Source organism: Achromobacter aegrifaciens (assembly GCF_902859735.1).
Taxonomy (GTDB): Bacteria; Pseudomonadota; Gammaproteobacteria; order Burkholderiales; family Burkholderiaceae_B; genus Achromobacter; species Achromobacter aegrifaciens.
In genome coordinates, this window is record NZ_CADIJY010000001.1 from 1,052,244 (window position 1) to 1,071,677 (window position 19,434).

At 67.1% G+C, this 19,434-nt stretch carries 17 protein-coding genes; 5 read left to right on the forward strand and 12 right to left on the reverse strand.

Annotation, left to right across the window (positions count from 1 at the left end):
* The first annotated feature begins 52 nt into the window (after positions 1-52).
* Positions 53-799 carry a citryl-CoA lyase gene (locus tag HV766_RS04750; RefSeq protein WP_175180665.1) on the forward strand — a complete coding sequence of 249 codons (747 nt, stop codon included), beginning with the start codon at positions 53-55 and terminating at the stop codon, positions 797-799.
* A gap of 20 nt (positions 800-819) precedes the next feature.
* Here the strand turns inward: HV766_RS04750 and HV766_RS04755 are convergent, their stop codons facing one another.
* Positions 820-1,479, reverse strand: coding sequence for a glutathione S-transferase family protein (locus tag HV766_RS04755; protein WP_175180666.1), 660 nt, complete (start codon positions 1,477-1,479; stop codon positions 820-822).
* A 325-nt stretch (positions 1,480-1,804) separates the two neighbouring features.
* Here HV766_RS04755 and HV766_RS04760 point away from each other — a divergent pair, with 325 nt between their 5' ends.
* Together HV766_RS04760 and HV766_RS04765 are read left to right on the forward strand one after the other, a co-directional pair.
* Entirely contained in the window at positions 1,805-2,854 is a 1,050-nt protein-coding gene (locus HV766_RS04760) for a hypothetical protein (RefSeq protein WP_054451834.1), read from the forward strand.
* Positions 2,855-3,052: 198 nt separating this feature from the next.
* Entirely contained in the window at positions 3,053-4,273 is a 1,221-nt protein-coding gene (locus tag HV766_RS04765; protein WP_175180667.1) for a hypothetical protein, read from the forward strand.
* Positions 4,274-4,285: 12 nt separating this feature from the next.
* Here HV766_RS04765 and HV766_RS04770 read toward each other — a convergent pair whose 3' ends face one another.
* The 3 genes from HV766_RS04770 to HV766_RS04780 all read right to left on the reverse strand — a co-directional run bounded on the left by HV766_RS04770 (position 4,286) and on the right by HV766_RS04780 (position 7,237).
* Positions 4,286-5,503, reverse strand: a complete 1,218-nt coding sequence (locus tag HV766_RS04770; RefSeq protein WP_175180668.1) for a hypothetical protein — start codon at positions 5,501-5,503, stop codon at positions 4,286-4,288.
* Positions 5,504-5,555: 52 nt separating this feature from the next.
* Complete coding sequence (locus tag HV766_RS04775; RefSeq protein WP_208949719.1) at positions 5,556-6,515, reverse strand: LLM class oxidoreductase; 960 nt, start codon at positions 6,513-6,515, stop codon at positions 5,556-5,558.
* Positions 6,516-6,613: 98 nt separating this feature from the next.
* A complete protein-coding gene (locus HV766_RS04780; RefSeq protein WP_054451831.1) occupies positions 6,614-7,237 on the reverse strand; it encodes a glutathione S-transferase family protein in 624 nt (207 codons plus the stop codon).
* Positions 7,238-7,356: 119 nt separating this feature from the next.
* Here HV766_RS04780 and HV766_RS04785 point away from each other — a divergent pair, with 119 nt between their 5' ends.
* On the forward strand, positions 7,357-8,232 hold the full coding sequence (locus tag HV766_RS04785; protein WP_175180669.1) for a LysR substrate-binding domain-containing protein: 876 nt from the start codon (positions 7,357-7,359) through the stop codon (positions 8,230-8,232).
* Positions 8,233-8,263: 31 nt separating this feature from the next.
* On the opposite strand, the gene HV766_RS04790 is transcribed toward HV766_RS04785, so the two are convergent.
* The 7 genes from HV766_RS04790 to HV766_RS04820 are packed head-to-tail and all read right to left on the reverse strand — an operon-like array spanning position 8,264 to position 16,693.
* Positions 8,264-9,649, reverse strand: coding sequence for an amidase (locus HV766_RS04790; RefSeq protein WP_175180670.1), 1,386 nt, complete (start codon positions 9,647-9,649; stop codon positions 8,264-8,266).
* Positions 9,646-10,653, reverse strand: coding sequence for an ABC transporter ATP-binding protein (locus tag HV766_RS04795; RefSeq protein ID WP_175160281.1), 1,008 nt, complete (start codon positions 10,651-10,653; stop codon positions 9,646-9,648). Before HV766_RS04795 ends, HV766_RS04790 begins: the two co-directional genes overlap by 4 nt.
* Positions 10,650-11,720 carry an ABC transporter ATP-binding protein gene (locus HV766_RS04800; protein WP_054451825.1) on the reverse strand — a complete coding sequence of 357 codons (1,071 nt, stop codon included), beginning with the start codon at positions 11,718-11,720 and terminating at the stop codon, positions 10,650-10,652. The genes HV766_RS04795 and HV766_RS04800 overlap by 4 nt, the downstream gene beginning before the upstream one ends.
* Before the next feature lie 9 nt (positions 11,721-11,729).
* Positions 11,730-12,623: an ABC transporter permease gene (locus HV766_RS04805; RefSeq protein ID WP_054451823.1), complete on the reverse strand. Its 894-nt coding sequence runs from the start codon at positions 12,621-12,623 to the stop codon at positions 11,730-11,732.
* 19 nt (positions 12,624-12,642) lie between these two features.
* Positions 12,643-13,578 carry an ABC transporter permease gene (locus tag HV766_RS04810; RefSeq protein ID WP_054451821.1) on the reverse strand — a complete coding sequence of 312 codons (936 nt, stop codon included), beginning with the start codon at positions 13,576-13,578 and terminating at the stop codon, positions 12,643-12,645.
* Between the two features lie 34 nt (positions 13,579-13,612).
* A complete protein-coding gene (locus HV766_RS04815) occupies positions 13,613-15,196 on the reverse strand; it encodes an ABC transporter substrate-binding protein (RefSeq protein WP_175180671.1) in 1,584 nt (527 codons plus the stop codon).
* 57 nt (positions 15,197-15,253) lie between these two features.
* Positions 15,254-16,693, reverse strand: coding sequence for a M81 family metallopeptidase (locus tag HV766_RS04820; RefSeq protein WP_175180672.1), 1,440 nt, complete (start codon positions 16,691-16,693; stop codon positions 15,254-15,256).
* Positions 16,694-17,140: 447 nt separating this feature from the next.
* On the opposite strand from HV766_RS04820, the gene HV766_RS04825 reads away from it, so the two are divergent.
* Entirely contained in the window at positions 17,141-18,583 is a 1,443-nt protein-coding gene (locus HV766_RS04825; RefSeq protein ID WP_175180673.1) for a M81 family metallopeptidase, read from the forward strand.
* Positions 18,584-18,622: 39 nt separating this feature from the next.
* Here the strand turns inward: HV766_RS04825 and HV766_RS04830 are convergent, their stop codons facing one another.
* Positions 18,623-19,300 carry a TetR/AcrR family transcriptional regulator gene (locus tag HV766_RS04830; protein ID WP_175180674.1) on the reverse strand — a complete coding sequence of 226 codons (678 nt, stop codon included), beginning with the start codon at positions 19,298-19,300 and terminating at the stop codon, positions 18,623-18,625.
* Positions 19,301-19,434 lie beyond the last annotated feature (134 nt).

The window sequence follows — 19,434 nt, forward strand, 5'->3', positions numbered from 1 at the left end:
CAAGCCGGCGCAGCGGCCGTCCGCTGCCCGGGAAAAAACACGGAGATTTCAGATGTTCGACAGCAAGATCGGCGGCGGCGACGCCCATACCATCCTGGTGCGAGGCCATGACCTGGTGCAGGACCTGTTCCAGCGCGATTTCATCGACGTGCTGGCCCTGGAGCTGCTGGGCGAGTTCCCCGCGCCGCAGCTCAAGACCATGCTCAACCTGTTCCTGGTGAGCGCGACCGACCATGGCCTCACGCCCAGCGCCTTGTCGGCGCGGCTGACCCTGCACGGCGCGCCCGAGGCCATGCAGGGCGCCCTGGCGGCGGGATTGCTGGGCGCAGGCAGCCGCTTTCTTGGCGTGATCGAATACGCCGCGCGCTTTCTGCGCGACGCCCTGCCCAAGCAGGATAGCTACACGGACGAGGAACTGCGCCGCTATGCCGAGGAATGCGTCGCGGCCAACAAGGCGGCCAAGCGCAAGATTCCCGGCGTGGGGCATCCCATACACGTGGACGGCGATCCCCGTTGCGAAAAGATGTTCGAGATCGCCAGGGACTGCGGCTATTACGGCAATTACTCGCGCTTTGCCGTCGAGTTGGCCGCGGCGGCCGCCCGCCAGTCGGGCCGCAAGATTCCGCTGAATGCCACCGGGGCCAAGGGCGCCATCGTGCTCGATATGGGCCTGACGCCAGAGTTGGGCAAGGCCTTGACGATGATCGGCCGTTCGGTGGGCCTGATGGCGCACATCATCGAGGAACAGAAGAATCCCATCGCCCAGAAGGTGTGGGACATGGCCGCCGGCAACGAGTGACGCGTCTGCCGGCCCCGGGGTCAATCCCGGTCCGGCGCGCCCAGCGGGAACAGCGGCCGGTACGGCCGCGCTTCTTCCACGGCCCGCGCGAACGATGGACGCGCAAGCAGCCGCGCCCGATAAGCGCGCAGCACCGGATACGATTCGGCGATGCGGTGCGTCCAGTCGCCATAGAACAGCGAGGGCGCGGCGGCGCAGTCCGCCAGGGTAAAGTCCTCGCCAGCCGCCCAGGTCTTGCCGGCCAGATGCGTTTCGAGCCATGCATAGGCGACTTCCAGCTTTTCCACCGCCAGGGCCAGCGTTTCCCGCCGCTTGTTCTCGTCGCCCGAGAGCGCGCCACCTACCGCATGCTGCGTCCAGTTCATGACGTGCAGGTCGAAGAACCGATCCAGGAAGCGCACCTGCAGCGCCGCCCTGGGATCGGCGGGCAGCAGGCGCTGCGGCCCGGGATGATGCAGTTGCAGATGCTCGATGATGATGCTGGTCTCGGCGATGTTGCGGCCGCCGTCTTCCAGCAGCGGGAACTTGTGCAGGGGCCAGCGGCGCAGCCATTCGGCCGCGTGCTCTGGCGTGTCGGGGCCGATGCAGCGGAACTCGAATGGAGTGCCGTTTTCGTACAGCGCGATCAGCACCTTCTGCGTGTAGGAGGAGAAGGGATGGCCGTAAAGGGCGAGCGACATGGCGGGGGTCTCCGGGCGGAATCGCGATGGACGACGCCTAGCGTCGCCGAGACGAGAAACAATCGCAACAAATAATTTCAAACCTTTTGTGTCAGCGATCCGAGCGCCCATGCGAGGCGGCGCGGCAGTACGGGGGGCCGCGGCTCCCGCCGTTATTGGCCTGGCGGCTGCGAGGCATGGCCGGGCGCTTGCGCGGGTCCGCATGAACGCCGGATCGGAGCCGGCCGGCGTGTGTTTCAGCCGCTATGCAAGGATTGCGATCTGGCCCCGAGCCAGTAGTATGCGCGCTCAACCGACCGATCCCGCTCATACCAAGGACTGATCCATGACCCTGACGCGTCCGCGACTTGCCCTGTCCGCCCTGGCGCTCGCGCTGGCCCTGTCTGGCTGCGCGCCTCATCCGTTCCTGAGCGCCGAAGGCACCAGGAACGATCCGCGCTATGCCCAGCTGCTGGACCTGATCGACGCGGCGCTGAAGGACGATATGGCCGTGGTGCTGGTGGCCGACATCATGCCGCATCGTTCGCTGAGCGACGCGTTGGAAATGACCAAATGGACCTCGCGCGTCATCTGGATGTACGAAAAGGATCCGCGCATAACTTTCAGCCGCGGCTTTCAGACCAACTCGCTACAACGGGACAAGAAGACGACCTATCTGTTCCAGGCCTTCGAGGTGCATATCCTGCCGCCGGGCAAATATCTGCTGACCGGTGGCGACGACTACAAGCTGAATGCCTTGCTTGACCAGGTCGGCGCTGCGAGCGGCAAGGAGGGTTCGGGCCGCGGCGCCAACGGCACCGCCTATCTGTCGCCCGAGCTCTATCGCGAGTTCTACCGGGAAACCAACTGGCGCGACGCTACCTATGGCACCGAGACCAAGACGCGCACGGTCTGCACCGCCGTGCACGCGGCTTCGGGCGCCTGCGTGAGCTGGGGCGAGCAGCAATACAGCGAGACCACGCAGCTCGGTGCGGCCGGCTATCGCGAAGAGACCGATTCCCGCGATATCCCCGCGATCAAGGTGCAGGCCCGCATCCCGCCGCAGCAGGCGCTGGCAAGTTTTACGCTCAAGGGCGGCCAACTGGTGCTGAGCCAGCGCATGCACCTGAAGACGCCGAGCTACAAGTACCGGCAGTCCGCCTGCCGCGCGGTCGATCCGAAGATGATCGAATGCCCGCTCGAAGATCTGACCGTCTATACGCGTCCAGCGCCCATGGAATTCACGCAGAAGTACATCGAGCGGCTTGAGAACGTAAGCGCGGAACACCGTCAGCTTCTGGCCAGGATGACACCAATGCAGATCACGCCCTTGGGCAAGCAGGGCATGGAAGACCCGATCTGGGGTGTGCCGCTGTCGCTGCGCAAGGGCAAGTAGGCGACGAGCCTCGGGGGGCGCTGGAAGGGCCGCCCGTCATCGTAGAGAACAGGGCGGGCGCTGGCGGATTGACAGGCAAAATCCGCTTCCCGATCCAGAGCGGAACTGGAATTAGCGTTATCCTGCCGCCAGACTAGATCGTCGGCTGCCATGCCTACCGGGATGGCGCCGATGCCGCGACCGGCGAGGACTGCGCACTTGAAGCAAATCCGGCACTACCTGTTTGGCATCATCGTCTCCTTCCTGCTGGCGGGACTGCTGGCGTTCCTGGGCATCGTGTTCGTCTCCAGCCCCAATCTGGGCTGGGGCGCGCAGGCGCTGTTGAGCTATGGCGTGTTGTTCGGCGGGCCTCTGGCCCTGGTGCTGGCGCTGTGCTGGATCATCTACATGGTGCGCGATAAAGGCCAGGTGCCGGGGCGCGTCCACGCGTTGATGTTCCTGCCTACGGTGTTGGCACTCGCCATCGTGCCCGTCAGCGACTCCATCGAGCAGGGCAGGTGGGACCGTTTCCAGGCGTCGCACCCAGCGATCGAGGAAGCGCACGTCAATCTGAGCGGGCGCACGATCTGGACGGACAGGCGCGGCGGGAGCGTGTCGTCGGGCTCGTCGCCGTACCTGGAGCCCGGGTCGGTGGCGCAATACATGTTTTCGCGCTTTCGCCGCTATCCGAACCAGGGGGCCGCGGCCAGCGAGAATTTCCCCTACGACGGCGCGCGCCTGAAGGACGGCGTGGATCGCTACGTGTACTCCAGCCAGGACGGAACGCCAGGCGCGTCCGTGCCGCTGAAACGCCTGCCGTATCCGGATATGGGCAAGCTGCCCTCGGCGTCCGCGCAGGGCGAAGCGGAACTGGTGGTTTATCACTATTACCACTATGCCGATCACGTCGAGGTGGCGCCGGGCATCGCGCGCTTCGCTGGCACCACCGACGACCGGATGGAGGCGGCCGGGATGCCCGGGGTGGCGATTTTCAGCCTGCAGAACCTGACGCCGCAGACCATCGCCCGGGTGGAGATCAACGGCCAGGCCTATGACATGGGCTCGCAGGCGGCGCGCAGCGTGCTGCGGCAGCCTTGCGATCCGGTGCGTGGCGGTAGCCCGGTCCTGCTCGATCTGGAGCAGCCCTTGCGGGTGCGTTGGCAGACGCTGGAAGAACCCGGGACCTGGCGGGAGGCGATAGTGAGCGTGCCGGCCTTCAGCGCGGCGAGCGGCAAGGACCCAGGCAAGGGCCTGCTGCGCGTGCGGCTGTACTTCCTGCCGGATGAGACGGTGGCTGCCGAACGCTACAGGGAGATCCGCGCGCGCGGCGAACTCTCCGTCCGCGCTACCGGCCTGCCCGCCGCCGCGCAAGCCTATACGGGCTGCGGCGGCGCGTATTCCGGCTACAACCCGAAGACGGTGAAGCTGCTGGGCAACTGAGGCCTGCGCGCGCTACACGTCTTCGATGCGCTGCGAGGGCGCAAGGGGCGTACCGAGGTCCAGCATGGCGTAGATCCGCTGCGTGAAACGCTGCCGCCGCGTGGGCCTGCCCATGCGCCAGCGCGTGTCCAGCCATAGCAGGGGCAGGGCGAAGCCCAGCCACACGATGAAGAAGAGCGCCAGCAGGAAGACGGCCAGTTCGGGAAAGTCCCGGAACGAACCGTCGTCCGGTCCGGCGAAAAACTGCAGGCCGACCACGAACAGCCAGGCCGTCAGCATCAACGCGCCTATCAGCTTGAGCAGGCGCGCGCGCTGGCTCATGCCCACGCGGATAGGCGTGTCCCTGCCTAGCTCGCCGCCGTAGTAGCGGTGGCACATATAGCAGCGGCCATCTTCCAGATTGCGCAGCGCATAGACGGCGCGCCGGCCATCCTGGTGGGCGGAGGCCGTGCGCACTGCCAATTCGACGCGGTCGTCCTCGGCCAGGAAGGGCAGCGCGTCGCCGAACGCTTCCTGGGCGATCATCGCGTAGTCCACGCCGTTGACCGTGTAGCGGTAGATGCCATAGTTCGGCCCTTTGTGAACCTGGCGCATCTCATGCGTGAGGCCGGTAAGGCGGCCCCGCACGTACCCGATGGGTGGTTCGCCCTCGTCCTGCGTCGATAGCGGCTCCAGGCGTGGCGGCTCGGGCGGCGGGGCAGGTATGCCGGCAACCGGCTTTTGCTTGGGATCGAAAAGCGCTTCGGTTGCCAGGATCAGCGGGCGGTGGCGGCGGTTGTGCCAGAGGCCGTGCATGGCCGAACCCGCCACTACCAGCGCCACCAGGGCGACGACCAGCGAGAAGACCATCAGGAACACGCGTGTGAGGCTGGCGATGCCGAGCAGCCAAGCCAGCCACACGAACGCCGCGCAGACCGCGCCGCCGATGACGACCTCGCGCCAGCCGCGCCGTTTCAGGGTTTGGTAGTAGCGCGGCGGGATGGGCTCTCCACGCGCCGGAACCGCCCAGGAGAAGACGGCCGGCCCCTCTTCGCCGTCCATCACACCCAGGCGCGCCGGCATGCCCTGCTGATGCAGGCGCTGCAATTGATTGATCTGCGGCGCTTCCAGCCCGGCGGCGATCACGCTTTCTGTTCCTACGCGCAGGAACGCATCGTGCCGCACGAGCGGCACCGCGAGGCGGATCTGGTCGATGGTTCCTTCGAGTATGCGGGCGGAGGGCTGCGCCATGACGGGGTTGGAGGATGAAAACCGTCAAGGATAGCGTAGCCGCCTGCGTGAGCTACCAAGCGTCCGGCAAAGTCCCAGGCCCTTCATGCGTGGGGAAATGCGGCAGCACTTCCTCCGCCAGTTCCTGCAGCACGTCCGCCGCGGGCCGTTGCGAGAACTGGATGCCCAGCGCGGCGTGATTGACGCCGGCCTCCTGCCATTCTTCCAGCAACGCGATCAAGCCTTTCCTGCCCGTGCGCAGCACGAAGCCGTTATGCAAGGGCGTGCGGGGATGGTCGGGGTCTTCGGCCAGGTCCAGCCATTCATTGGTCATGTGCGGCCGGAAGCCGCCGTCGGGAATCTGGGCGCGCCAGGCGCGGATCTTGGCCCCCAGGCGCTTGGGTCCTGTCGATGTATCGGTGGCGTCGGGATAGGTCAGCCAGCCATCGGCGTGTTCGGCGATCCACGGCAGCGACTGCCCCGACGAACCGGTGACGATGAGCGGAATGACGCCCGCGGCGGGCTTGGGCAGGAATTCCGCGTTGCTGAAGCGCCCCAGCGGCGAATCGATCTCCAGGCGTCCTGGGCGCATCAACTGACGGAAGTACGAAACCGCCTCGGCGAAACGCGCAGCGCGTTCGTCGTGATTCAGCCCATAGGCAGGAAACTCGACCGGACGGTCTCCCGACGCAATCCCCAGCACCAGCCGGCCGCCCGACAATTGGTCGATGGTTGTCGCCGCCTTGGCCAGATCGATGGGGGGGCGCAGGGAAAAGATCGCGCTGCCCGTGGCCAGTGCAATCTTCTTCGTTTGCGCCGCCAGAAAGGCCAGGTAGGTGAACGGATCGAAGACCTGGCCGGCATCGCCGAACGAAGGGGAGTACAAGGGTACGTCGCGCACCCAGACGGCGGCAAACTCCTGCCGGTCGATCTGCCGCACAAGTTCGGCCTGCCCCGCAAGGACCGCCATGCTGCCTTCATAGAAGCGCAGCGGCAGGAAGATGCCCAGCGTCAGGCGGTCGGGCGCGAACATCCGCCGATAGCCGGGGTGCGCGGAAAAAGCGAAGTACGACGCTCCCGTCGTGCCATGGAGAGAGAGGGTGGTGTCCATTCCGACTGTCCTTGTTTCCTTCAAGCGCCCGTTGCCGGCGCGGGCAGGGTGATGCCTTTGGCGACCGCGGGCCGCGCTGCCACGCGTTCGTGCCATGCGCTCAGGTGCCGGTGATGGCTGAAATCGAAATCGATGATCCGTGCGATGTGGCTCCAGCCGAAATGCGCGATATCGGCGATGGAGTAGGCGTCGCCGGCAAGGTAGGGCTGATCGGCCAGCCTGCGGTCCAGCACCGCGAGCGCATCCTCGGTCAGGCGCTGGTAGCGTTCGAGCGCGGCGGGGTTGCGCGCCTTGTCGAACACCTCGAAGTTCACGCGTTGCCCGATGATGGGACCGACGCTGCTGGAATGGAATTGCAGCCACTTGATCGCTTCCCAGCGGCCTTGGATGTCCGTGGGCAGCAGCCTCCCGGTCTTTTCCGCGAGATACAGCAGTATGGCCGCCGATTCGAACAGCGCCACGCCGGTTTCATCATCGGTCAGTACCGGAATGCGGCCGTGCGGATTCAGGGCCAGAAAATCCGGCTGGCGGTGCTCGCCCTGCGCGATGCGCACATGGTGCAGGCGGTAGGGCAGTTCCAGTTCTTCCAGCGCGATGGTGGCCTTGTAGCCATTGGGAGAACTATCGGTGTATAGATTCAGCATGGGCTTGCTCATTTAAGATTAGCTAAATATTCAGGATCCGCGGCGGCATTGAAATTTTCTTTGTTGAGCGGGATCCGGTACAGCGATCATTTCTCACTTTTAAATTTAGGAAATCTAAAATGACGGCAACGCTTCCCCTGCAGGCGCTGCGCACTTTTGTCGAGGTAAGCCAGCGCGGCAGCATCACCGCGGCGGCGCAGGCCTTGCATGTCACGCCGGGCGCCGTCAGCCAGCAGATCCGGCTGCTGGAGGACCGGCTCGGCATCGCCCTGCTGGTGCGCGAACGCCACGGCATGCGCATGACGGAGGCGGGCGCCGAGGCGTATCCGATGCTTAGCGCGGCGTTCGCGCAGATCGACAAGGCAGTGGACATGCTGGCCGCGAAGCAGGCGCGGCAAAGCCTGACCGTCAGCACCGTGGCGACGTTCGCGGCGTCTTGGCTGGTTCCACGCCTGGGGCGGTTCAAGGAACGGCATCCGCACATCGAAATCCGGGTAGAGGCGACGCCTGCCCTGGTCGATCTGCGGCGCGACCACGTCGATGTCGCCCTGCGCCACGGGCTGGGCGACTATCCGGGACTGGATGTGGTGCCGCTGATGGCGCCGGTGCTCGTGCCGGTGGCCGCGCCAGGCTTCGCAGCGGCGCTGGCCGAACCGGCGGACTGCCTGGATTACCCGCTGCTGCACGATGCGGACCGCGCCGATTGGCCGCTGTGGCTAAGCGCGCATGGCGTGGCCCAGGATGCCCGGGCGCAGCGCGGCAATGCGTTCGATGACGATTTCCTGCTGATCCGGGCGGCGGAAGCGGGCCAGGGACTTGCGCTGGTGCCCGCCGCGCACGCGCAGGAAGAGATCGCGGCCGGACGCCTGGTCCAGGCGCTGGACAAGCCCTGGCCCGCGAGGTTCGCCTACTACGCCGTCAGCAGGCCCGGCGCGGTCCAGCGTCCGGAAGTCCGCGCCTTCATCGACTGGATCGTCGAGGAGGCCAGAACGTGACCGCTACGGCTGCTTACGCGGCAAGGAGCTTTCAAGCCTGGAAGCGCCGCGCAGCCTGAAACAGCTGGCGCTCGCTGCCCGCGCGACCCAGCAGTTCCAGGCCGACGGGTATTCCGCTGGGCGTGAAGCCGATGGGCACGCTCAAGGCCGGCAGCCCGGTCACCGCCGCGAGCAGCCCATTGCCGCCGCGCTGGGCCTGGCCCAGCAGTGCCGGCGCGCCACGCACGCTGGGATAGGCCAGCAGGTCCAGCTGGCCTTGGTCCATGGCAGTCAACAATTCGTCGCGCAGCGCCTGGGCGCGGGCCAGCACCGCGAGGCGCGCGCTGCCGTCGGGATCGCGCAGCGCATCGCGCTCGCGCAGCAGCGGCGCCACTTCCGGGTGGGGATAGCCGCCGTCCAGGATGTCGGTCAGGCTGCGCACAGGCAGACCCGCATCGCGCAGGCACAGGGCCAGCGCGTCGCGGAATTCATGGCCGGTGACGTTGGCGGAGGTCAGGCGCGCGTCTTCCAGCGCCAGCGCGACAGGCTGGATCTGTGCGCCCTCGGCTTGCCAACCGGCGAGCGCCGCGCGGACGTGGCGCGACACCTCCAGTTCCGCGCCGGCTGGGCCGAAGAATGCTTCCAGCGTGCCGATGCGCCAGGCCCGGTCCGCGCCGCGCGCGTCTTCGCCTTGTCCCGCCATCACCGACCACAGGGCTGAGATATCAGCAAGGCTGCGGGCCATCGGGCCGACCGTGTCGAGCGTCGGCGACAGCGGCACCACGCCGGCGTTGCTGTAGCGTCCGGCCGTGGGCCGCAGGCCCCAGACCTGGTTGAAGGCCGCGGGGATGCGGATCGAGCCGCTGGTGTCGGTGCCTATCGCGGCCGCCGCGAAGCTGGACGCCACCGCGACGGCGCTACCGCCGCTGGATCCGCCGGGAACGCGGGCGGCGTCGTAGGCGTTGCGCGTGCGGCCGGATAGTGAAGAAACGTTGGTGATGCCGCAGGCCAGTTCGTGCATCGTGGTCTTGCCCAGCACCACGGCGCCGGCTTCGCGCAGCCGGCGCACGACGTCGGCGTCGCGCTGCGGGCGGCGGCCGGCCAGCGCGAGCGAGCCAGCGGTGGCGGGCATGCCCACGGTATCGATGTTGTCCTTGAGCAGAAGGGGAATGCCGTGCAGCGGCCCCAGCGCCGCCCCGCGCTGTCTTTCCCTGTCCCGATCGGCGGCCTCGGCCAGCGCCTGGCTGTTCAGCGCGATGACCGCGTTGAGCGCTGGCCCGGCCTGGTCGTGCGCGGCGATGCGCGCCAGGTAGGCGCGCACCAGGTCCATGGCGCTGAGCGCGCCCGCTGCCATGGCCGACCGCAGCTCGGCGATGCCGCGGCCAAAGACCGGGTCGCTGCCCGGCAGAGGACCCGCCAGCAGGCGCGGCGCGCTCATCGGAAGTGGCACGCCACCCAGTGCTGCCCGGCGTCCGAGCCGTCTGGCCGCTGGGTCAGGACCGGCTGCTTCTCCTTGCACACTGGCTGCGCCAGCGGGCAGCGCGTGTGGAAGCGGCAGCCGCTGGGAGGATTCGCCGGGCTGGGCGGATCGCCCTGCAGCAGCTTGCGCTGCGCGGGCTTGTGCGGATCGGGAACCGGGACGGCCGACAGCAGGATTTCCGTGTACGGGTGCAGCGGGCGCGAGAACAGCGTGTCGCGGTCGGCGACCTCGACGATGCGGCCCAGGTACATCACCGCCACGCGATGGCTGATGTGGCGCACCACCGCCAGGTCATGCGCGACGAACAGGTAGGCGATGCCCATCTCTTCCTGCAGGTCCATCAGCAGGTTGATTACCTGCGCCTGCACCGACACGTCCAGCGCGGACACCGGTTCGTCGCACACGATCAGCTTGGGCCGCAGGGCCAGCGCCCGCGCGATGCCCAGGCGCTGCCGCTGGCCGCCGGAGAACTCGTGCGGGAACTTCTTCATCGCCTCCGGACGCAGGCCGACCTTGGAGAACAGCCAGGCGATCTCATCGGCGCGTGACCGGCCGCCCGAGGCCGGGAAGTTCTGCAGCGGTTCGCCGACGATGTCGCCTGCCGTCAGCCGTGGATTCAGCGACGCGTACGGATCCTGGAAGATGATCTGCATGTCGCGCCGGCGGCTGCGCATCTGCTCGGCCGACAGCGCCAGGATTTCCTCGCCTTCCAGCCGCACGGATCCCGAGGTCGGCTGGATCAGGCGCAGCACGGACTTGCCGGTGGTGGTCTTGCCGCAGCCGGATTCGCCCACCAGCGCCAGGGTCTCGCCGCGGGCGACAGAGAACGACACGCCGTCCACGGCCTGGATGACCTTGCGGCGCGGCTTGAACCAGCCGCCCGCGCCGGGATAGTGCATCTTCAGGTCGCGCACTTCCAGCAAGGGCGTGGCCGGGGCGGCGGGCTGGTTGCGGGCGCTCATGCTTGGACTCCAGTCAGGGCGGCGCCGGGGGGCGTCGAAGCGGCCGCCTGCGGGGCCGGTTGCGCGGCGACGCGCGCCGCTTCGTGGCAGGCGACCACGTGGTCGCTGCCATGTTCCAGCAATTGCGGCGCTTCGGCCCGGCAGCGGTCGGTGGCGTAGGCGCAGCGCGGCGCGAAGCTGCAGCCTTTGCCCAGCTCGCTGGGCGCGGGCACCATGCCGGGGATCTCGGCCAGGCGTTGCGTCGACGCGTTCATCGACGGCATCGACGCCATCAGCGCCCGCGTGTACGGATGCAGGGGGCGGTCGAACAGTTCGGTGACGGGCGCTTCTTCCACCTTGCGGCCTGCGTACATCACGGCCACGCGGTCGCAGCATTCGGCCACCACGCCCAGGTCGTGGGTGATCAGCACGATGCCCATGCCCAAGCTCTGCTGCAGGCTGCGCAGCAGGTCCACGATCTGCGCCTGGATGGTCACGTCCAGCGCCGTGGTCGGTTCGTCGGCGATCAGCACTTCGGGATTACAGGCCAGGGCCAGCGCAATCATCACGCGCTGCCGCATGCCGCCGGAAAGCTGGTAGGGGTACTCGTGCACGCGCCGCTCGGGTTCCGCGATCTGCACCAGGCGCAGCATTTCCTCGGCGCGGCGGTAGGCCTCGCGGCGGCCGAGCTTTTGATGCAGCATCACCGTTTCCGCGATCTGCCGGCCCACTGTCAGCACGGGGTTCAGCGAGGTCATCGGTTCCTGGAAGATCATCGAGATCCGGTTGCCGCGGATCTGGCGCATCTGCTTTTCGGTCAGGCCCAGCAGGTCGGTGCCGCGGTAGCGGATCTGGCCGCCGGCATAGCGCCCGGGCGGCGTCGGGATCAGCCGCAGGATGGACAGCGCGGTGACGCTCTTGCCGCAGCCGGACTCGCCGACCACGCCCAGCGTGCGGCCTGCCCGCACCTGGTAGGACACGCCGTCCACCGAGCGCACGGTGCCGGACACGGTATCGAAGTAGGTGCGCAGGTTGTCGACTTCGAGCAGCACATCGCCAGGGGCGACGGCGGCGGGAGAGATTGCCATGGCGTGCTCCTAGCGTTGGTTGGTCAGGCGGGGGTCGAGCGCGTCGCGCAGGCCGTCGCCCATCAGGTTGATCGCCAGCACGGTGACGGCCAGCAGGATGCCCGGATACAGGATGGTGTAGAACGCCACCGCCACGTAGTTGCGGGCGTCGGCCATCATGTTGCCCCAGCTGGGCACCTGGGCCGGCACGCCTACGCCCAGGAACGACAGCACCGCTTCGGTCAGCACCGCGGTGGCGGCAATGAACGTGGCCTGCACCACCAGCGGCGTGACCATGTTGGGCAGCACATGGCGCCGCAGGATCACCGGCAGGCGCGTGCCCACGGCGTGGGCGGCTTCGACGTAAAGCTGTTCGCGCAGCGTCAGCGCCAGCGAACGCACCAGGCGCACCACGCGCGGTACCTGCGGAATGGCGATCGCGATGATCACCGTGGTCAGGCTGGCGCGGATCACCGCCATCAGGGCGATGGCCAGCAGGATGTCGGGAATGGCCATCATGCCGTCCATGATGCGCATGATGATCGCGTCGGCCCAGCGCACGAAGCCCGCCATCAGGCCCAGCACCACGCCGACCGCGGTCGCGATCAGCGCCACCACGATGGCCACCACGAGCGACACGCGGCCGCCCCACACCACGCGGCTGAACACGTCGCGGCCCAGCGCGTCGGTGCCGAAGTAATGTTCGGCCGACGGCGGCTTCATGCGTTGCAGCGGATTGATGCTGATAGGGTTGTGCGTGGCGATCCAGGGCGCGGCGATGGCCAGGCCCGCCACGATCAACAGCAGCGCCAGGCCCAGGATCAGGGTGGGGTGCTTGCGTATCCAGCGCCAGCGGCGGCCGCTGGCGCTGAGCGCCTCGTGCAGCACCACGGGCGGGCTGGTGGAAATCGAGCTTTCTGACATGATTCTTTCCTGCGGCGGCTCAGTAACGGATGCGAGGATCGAACAGCCGGTAGCTGAGGTCGATCAGCAGATTGATCAGCACGTAGGTGCCGGCCGATAGCAGCAGCACGCTCTGGATCACCGGATAGTCATGGTGCTGGACCGCGTCGATGACCAGCCGGCCGATGCCGGGAATGGCGAACACAGTCTCGGTCACGACCACGCCGCCGATCAGCAGCGCGATGCCCACGCCCACCGTGGTGGCAATCGGGATGGCGGCATTGCGCAGCGCGTGCTCCAGCACGGGCAGCACCGCCAGGCCCTTGGCGCGCGCCGTGCGGATGTAGTCCTCGTGCAGCACTTCCACCACGGTCGCGCGGGTCATGCGGGTGATCAGCGCGATGTACACCAGCGCCAGGTTGATACAGGGCAGGGTCAGGTTGCGCAGCCACGGGCCCACGCCCTCGGACAGGCTGACATAGCCCTGCACCGGCAGCCATTGCAGCTTGATGGCGAAGCCGTAGATCAGCAGGTAGCCGACCAGGAACACCGGCACCGAGAACGCCAGCACGGCGAACAGCATCACCAGGCGGTCGATCCAGGTGCCGGCGCGGTAGGCGGCCAGCACGCCCAGCGGCACGGCCACGATGATGGAGACCAGCATCGTGAGCGCGGCAATGGACAACGTGGGTTCCACCCGCTGCGCCAGCAGCTGCGTCACGGGCACGTGGGTGAAGATGGACGTGCCCAGGTCGCCTTGCAGCAGCTTGCCCGCCCACAGCCCGAACTGCCGCCACAGCGGCTCGTCCAGGCCCAGCGCCACGCGCAGCTTGGCGATGTCGTCGGCGGAGGCGAAATCCCCGGCGATGAGCGCCGCCGGGTCTCCCGGCGACAGGTGGATCAGCAGGAAGACGATCACCGCCACCACTGCCATGACAGGCACGATGGCAAGCACTCGCCGGATGATGTAACCCATGGTTGTCTCGCGTATCGATTAGGCTGGCTGCGGATTACTTGTCCAGCACCCACAGGTTCGGCAGGCTCCAGATCTTTTCCGCATTCTTCAGGCTGTTGTGCGAGGCGAATGCCCGCGAATACTGGCCCACCGAGATCGCGGGGAAAGCTTCATAGGCGCGCTCCTGGAACTGGTCCAGCACGCGCTTGCGCTCGTCCGAGCTGGTGGCCGCGATCCACTGGGCGCGCAGTTCGTCCAGCTTCTTGTCGCAGGGCCAGCCCGGCAGGCTGTTGCCGCACACCGCGCCCAGGTAGGTGTTGCTGATGGGCGAGTCGACGTTGAACTCGGAAGCGGCCGACAGGAAGATGTTCCAGCCGCCCTTGTCGATGGGTTCCTTGCGGGCCCGGCGGGCGGTCAGCGTGGCCCAGTCCATGGACTGGATGTCGAGGCTGACGCCGATGTCCTGCAGCGCCTGGATGGCGACCAGCGTGGCGGAGTTCAGGTAGGCCAGGTCGGTGGGCAGCAGGATCGCGACCTTCTCGCCCTTGTATCCGGCTTCGGCCAGCAACTTCTTGGCCAGCGCGGGATCGGGCTTGGCGTAGGGCGCCGCGCCGGCGGTGGTGTCGTTGGGGCCGCCGCAGATGAAGACCGTGGCGCAGTACTTCATGCGCAGGTCGTCCGGGTAGCCCATGGCGGCGGTGAACTTGTCCTGGTCCACCAGGTGGGCCACGGCCTGGCGCGCCTTCTCGTTGTTGAACGGCGGCATGGACTGGTTCAGGATGATGTAGCCTTGGGCGCGCTCCATCACGCCGATCTTGACGTTCTTGTTGCCGCGCAAGGCGTCGATGTAGTCCGCCGGCGCCTGTTCGATCATGTCGACTTCGCCGTTGGTCAGCGCGGCCGTGGCGCTGTTGGAATCGGGCAGCACGCGCCATTCCACGCGCGGGATGTGCGGGGTCTTGTTGCCGGCCAGGCCGTCGGCCTGGGCCTTGGGGCCGACGTAGTTCGGATTCTGCTCGAACACGATCTTGCTGCCGGGCACCCATTCGGCGCGCTTGAAGAGGTAAGGGCCGGAACCTACGACCTCGGTCAGCGGGCGGTCGGCCGGCTGCGAGGCCAGGCGCTGGGGCAGGATGAACGCGGGGTAGCTGGACACCTTCGCCAGGCCTTCGAGCACCAGGTCGAACGGCTGGTCCAGCGTCAGCTTGAAGGTGTTGGCGTCCACGGCTTCCCACTTGCCACCGGCGCGCGTGATGGCCTGGCCGATGTTGTCGCGCGCGGACCAGCGCTGCAGCGACGCGATCACGTCGGCGGTGGTCAGCGCCTGGCCGTCGCTGAACTTCAGGCCAGGCAGCAGCGTGAAGGTCCAGGTCTTCTTGTCGTCGCTGGCCGAATACTTTTCTACCATCTGCGGCTGCGGCTTGCTGTGCGAGTCCATCGCGAACAGCGTGTCATACACCATGTAGCCGAAGTTGCGCGTGATGTAGGCGGTGGTGAAGGTCGGATCCAGCACCTTCAGGTCGGCGTGCGGCACGATGCGCAGGGTCTTGGCCTGCTGCGCGTGCGCCGGCGCGGCGCCAAGGGTGAAGGCCAGGCCGAGGGTGGCCGTCGAGAACAGGCAAAGCAGGCGTTTTTTCATCGCGCTAGGCTCCCATCTTGTTGGTGGAGGCGCCGGCGTCCGCGCGCCGGCAGGTTCTTAGAGCGGCCACTTGGGCAGCCGGATATTGCGGTACGTGAGCGTTTTCCAGTCGGGCGTGGCGACGCCCTTGCCGCCGACATAGATGATGTGGCGCGCGACTTTCGAGAACGAGGCATGGAAGTGCTGCGCGGACTTGACCACCACGATCTTCCTGGAAGAAAGATCGCAGCCCAGCTGCGTGAACAGGTCCATGTTGATGGCCTGGTTGCGCAGTGAGGTCAGCACGATCTCGATGCCCTGGGTCTCGACCAGCGCGCAGTCCCCCATCGCTGCCGGCGCGCCGGACAGGCCCGTCATGATCATGTCGGCCTGGATGGCCTTGACCGTGCAGCGCAGGTCCAGAGGGTCGCCGGACAAGGGACCGACCTTGCCGCCAATGCGCAGGTCCAGCACCGCGCCGGGACCGGCGTCGAACGCAATGCGCGCCGAAACCGGATCCCACATGGGACCCAGCGCCGCGTTCGTCACGCCGCGTTCCAGCATGCGGCTCAGGACAAACGTGGCGTCGCCGGGCGCGCCGCTGCCGGGATTGTCGGGCCGGTCGGCCAGCACCACCGGACCGTCGCCGAAGGCCAGCGCTTCGTCCAGCGCCAGGTCCACGCTGCGGTAGGGCACCATGAGCTGCTCGCGCATGCCGATGAGTTCATCGGCCAGGCGGCGCGCCAGCGCTTGCGCGGCGCTAGCGTCGCCATCGGCGTAGACCAGCACCTTGGTGCCCATTTCCGGCACGTCGCCGGTGGCGAAGCCTTGCGCCGCCGAGATCGACAGGATGCCGTCGCGGCCTTCCAGCGCCTTGATGCGGCTGACGAAGCCCTGCGCCGGTTCGCGCGTGGTGTGCATGGGCACGATCATGTCGCAGTCGACCAACGCCGCGACGGGTCGCGTGCGGCCGGCCTGCGCGTCCAGGCACAAGGCCAGCAGGTCTTCCGCGCGTTCACGGATGTCGGTGTGGGGATATTCCTTGAACAGGACCAGCACCGTGGCCTGTTCCACCATCAACGGACTCAGGTGCGCATGGGGATCCAGTTCGGCGCCCACCACCACATCGGGGCCGACGATCTCGCGCACGTGGCGCAGGATGTCGCCCTCGCAGTCGTCGTAGCCGTCGGCCACCATGGCGCCGTGCAGGCCCAGCAACACCATGTCCACCGGCATCGCCGCGCGCAGGTCGGCCAGGATCTGGTCGCGCAGCGTCTCGTAGGCGGCGCGGGTGGTCGTGCCGCCCGGCTGCGCGGACGTGACCAGGCCTTCGGCCAGCGTCCAGCCGGCCTCGCGGCCGCGCTGCCGTGCCACGTACAGCGGCGCGCCTGCAAAGGTCACCGAGTCCGGATGCGTGCCCGCCGGATAGTAGTCGCGGTCCTGGAAGGAGGCGAGGCTGGTGGGCATGGGCGCGAAGGTGTTGGTTTCCGTGCCCAGGCCGGCGCTGAAGATCTTCATGGCCGGGCCTCCGGACAGGCTGCTGCATGCGCCGCGGCGCGCGCGGCGGTCCAGGTCGACGACATAATTTTCCCCTTGTATGGATCGGATGTCCGTCATTGCCGCCACATGAGAGAGGCACTGCGTTCCGTATCGCGGATGATCGGCGGCACACCAGCGAGGCACAAATAGCTAACGTGTTCCCATGGATAACCCAAGGTTATGGTGTGCGCTTTTTCGGGGAAAATCGCGGCGAAAAGCGCGCAGATCGGCTGCTTTTAAGGGAAAACGATAGGCCGGCCGAAAGCCTTTCCGCGCGCATATGAAAGGTTATGGACAGTTCATGATTTGGAATTTGTGGGCGGGTCTGGCGGCGCTCAGAATCTGGAGCTGTTCCTGGCCGGCGGGCAAGCCGCAAGGCCGTCGCCTTTCAACCGCTAGCGGCGCGCCGCGCCCTGGAGTCGCCCCATGCGCATATTCACCGGCGCCCTCGCCACCGAAACCAATACGTTCTCGCCTTTGCCTACCGGCCTCGCAGCGTTCAAGTCGCGCGAGTATCTTCCCGGCGGCACGCATCCCGACCATATGACGTTCTACGCCGGACCGCTATGGGTTGCGCGCCAAGGCGCAAGCGCAGGAGGCTGGACGCGGGTCGAAGGGCTGGTGGCTTCGGCCCAGCCGGGCGGCACCACCACGCGCGCGGCCTACGAAACCTTGCGAGACGAGTTGCTGGCCGACCTGCGCGCGGCGATGCCGGTGGACATGGTGTTGCTGGGCCTGCACGGCGCCATGGTGGCCGACGGCTACGACGACTGCGAGGGCGACATCCTGCGCCGCGTGCGCGAGATCGTCGGCCCCGACGTGGTGGTGGGCGCGGAGCTGGATCCGCACGCGCATCTCACGCCGCTGATGGTGGAGCAGGCCACGGTGCTGGTCTTGTTCAAGGAATATCCCCACACCGATGTACTGGAGCGCGCCGAGGACCTGCTGGCCTTGTGCCTGGACGCGCAGGCCGGGCGCACGCGACCCGTCGCGGCGTTGATCGACTGCGACATGATCGTGCCCATGCACACCACGCGCGAACCGGCGCAGGGCTTCGTCAGCCGCATCAAGGCGCTGGAAGGTCGCGACGGCATCCTGTCGATCTCGGCGGCGCAAGGCTTCGCCACGGGAGACGTGCCGGAAATGGGCACCAAGGTGCTGGTCTACGCCGATGGCGACGCTAGCGCCGCGCAAGCGCTGGCGCGCCGCCTGGCCGATGAACTCATCGGCATGCGCGAGCAGCTCATGGTGCCCTACCGCAGCGTGGACCAGGCGCTGGATGAAGCGCTGGCCCATGGCGACGGGCCGATCGTATTGGCCGACCGTTCGGACAATCCCGGCAGCGGCGCAGCCGGAGACTCCACTTATCTGCTGGCCAGGATGCGCGAGCGCGGCATACGCAATGCCGCCATCGGTCCGTTGTGGGATCCGGTTGCGGCGCGCATTGCGTTCGACGCTGGCCCCGGCGCGGAGCTGGACCTGCGTATCGGCGGCAAGGTCGGTCCGTTGTCCGGCAGCCCCGTGGACGCGCGCTGCCGGGTCGTGGCGACGCATGCGGACATGTACATGACGGGTAACTCCAACACCCGCATCGCCTTGGGCGACTGCGCGCTGGTCGACGTGGACGGCATCCTGGTCGTCCTGGTCTCGCTGCGTACACAGGCCTATCACACGGACCTCTTTACCCAGCTGGGCTGCGACCTGACGGCGCAGCGCCTGATAGTGGTGAAGTCCGCGCACCACTTCCACGCCAGGTACGCGCCCTTGGCCAAGGCGGTGTTGTACGTGGCCGCGCCCGGTTCCGCCAGCCCGGACTGGAGCAGCTTGCCGTACCGCAAGGCCAGGCTGCCGAAATGGCCGATTGCGTAGCGGGATTGCCATTCCGGCAATGGGCCGCGCGGCCGGCCCTCAGCCCTTGGACGGCTTTCTTTCCTGTCCGGGGACGCGCTTCTTGGGCGCGGCGGCGTCGGACCGCGGGGGGCCGTTATCCAGCATGGCGAGCAGGCCGATGATCAGCGCCTGCATGCCCTGGTCCAGTTCCACTTCCATCTCGGATTCTTCCGCCGCGCGTTCCGCCTCCACGACCGGCTCCAGCCCGGCGACCGAATACACCGTGTCGGCCACCGCCATGCCGTGGAAGGCCACCGTCGCCAGCAGGATGCGGGACTGTTCCCTGGAAATTCCGTAGGCCTTGGCGATGTGCCGCTGTTGGTCGTCGATCTTGGCGAGCATGGAAGGCGTTGCAGCCAGCCTGCGGATCACGTAGGGCGTGACGCCTGGGTGCGCCTTGACGAACTCGCGCACGGACGCGGCGAAAGTGGTCAGGTATTCCTTCAGTTCGCCGCGGTCGTTGCTACAGGCTTGCGGTATCTGCCAGCGCTTGAAGATCTCCTCGGCGACCAGGCGCTTGAGTTCCTCCAGGCTGGGCACGTGCTTGTACAGCGCCATATGGCTGACGCCCAGTGCCGCCGCGAGCCCGACGAAGGTGATGTTCGGCAGGCCCATCGCTATGCCGGCATCGGCAATCCGCTCCCGGGTGATGGTGGGAGGGCGTCCCCGCGCTGGTCGGCGCTCTGGCGGTGTCATGGCTGTTCCTGGTTCCTTGGCGTCATTCAGCCTTCACTTTAACCCGGCCCGATTTATTTAGTTTATTGCAATGAAACTAATTCGAGAATTTAGTTTATAGTGATGCAAATAATTATCACCAACATCTGGGTAAG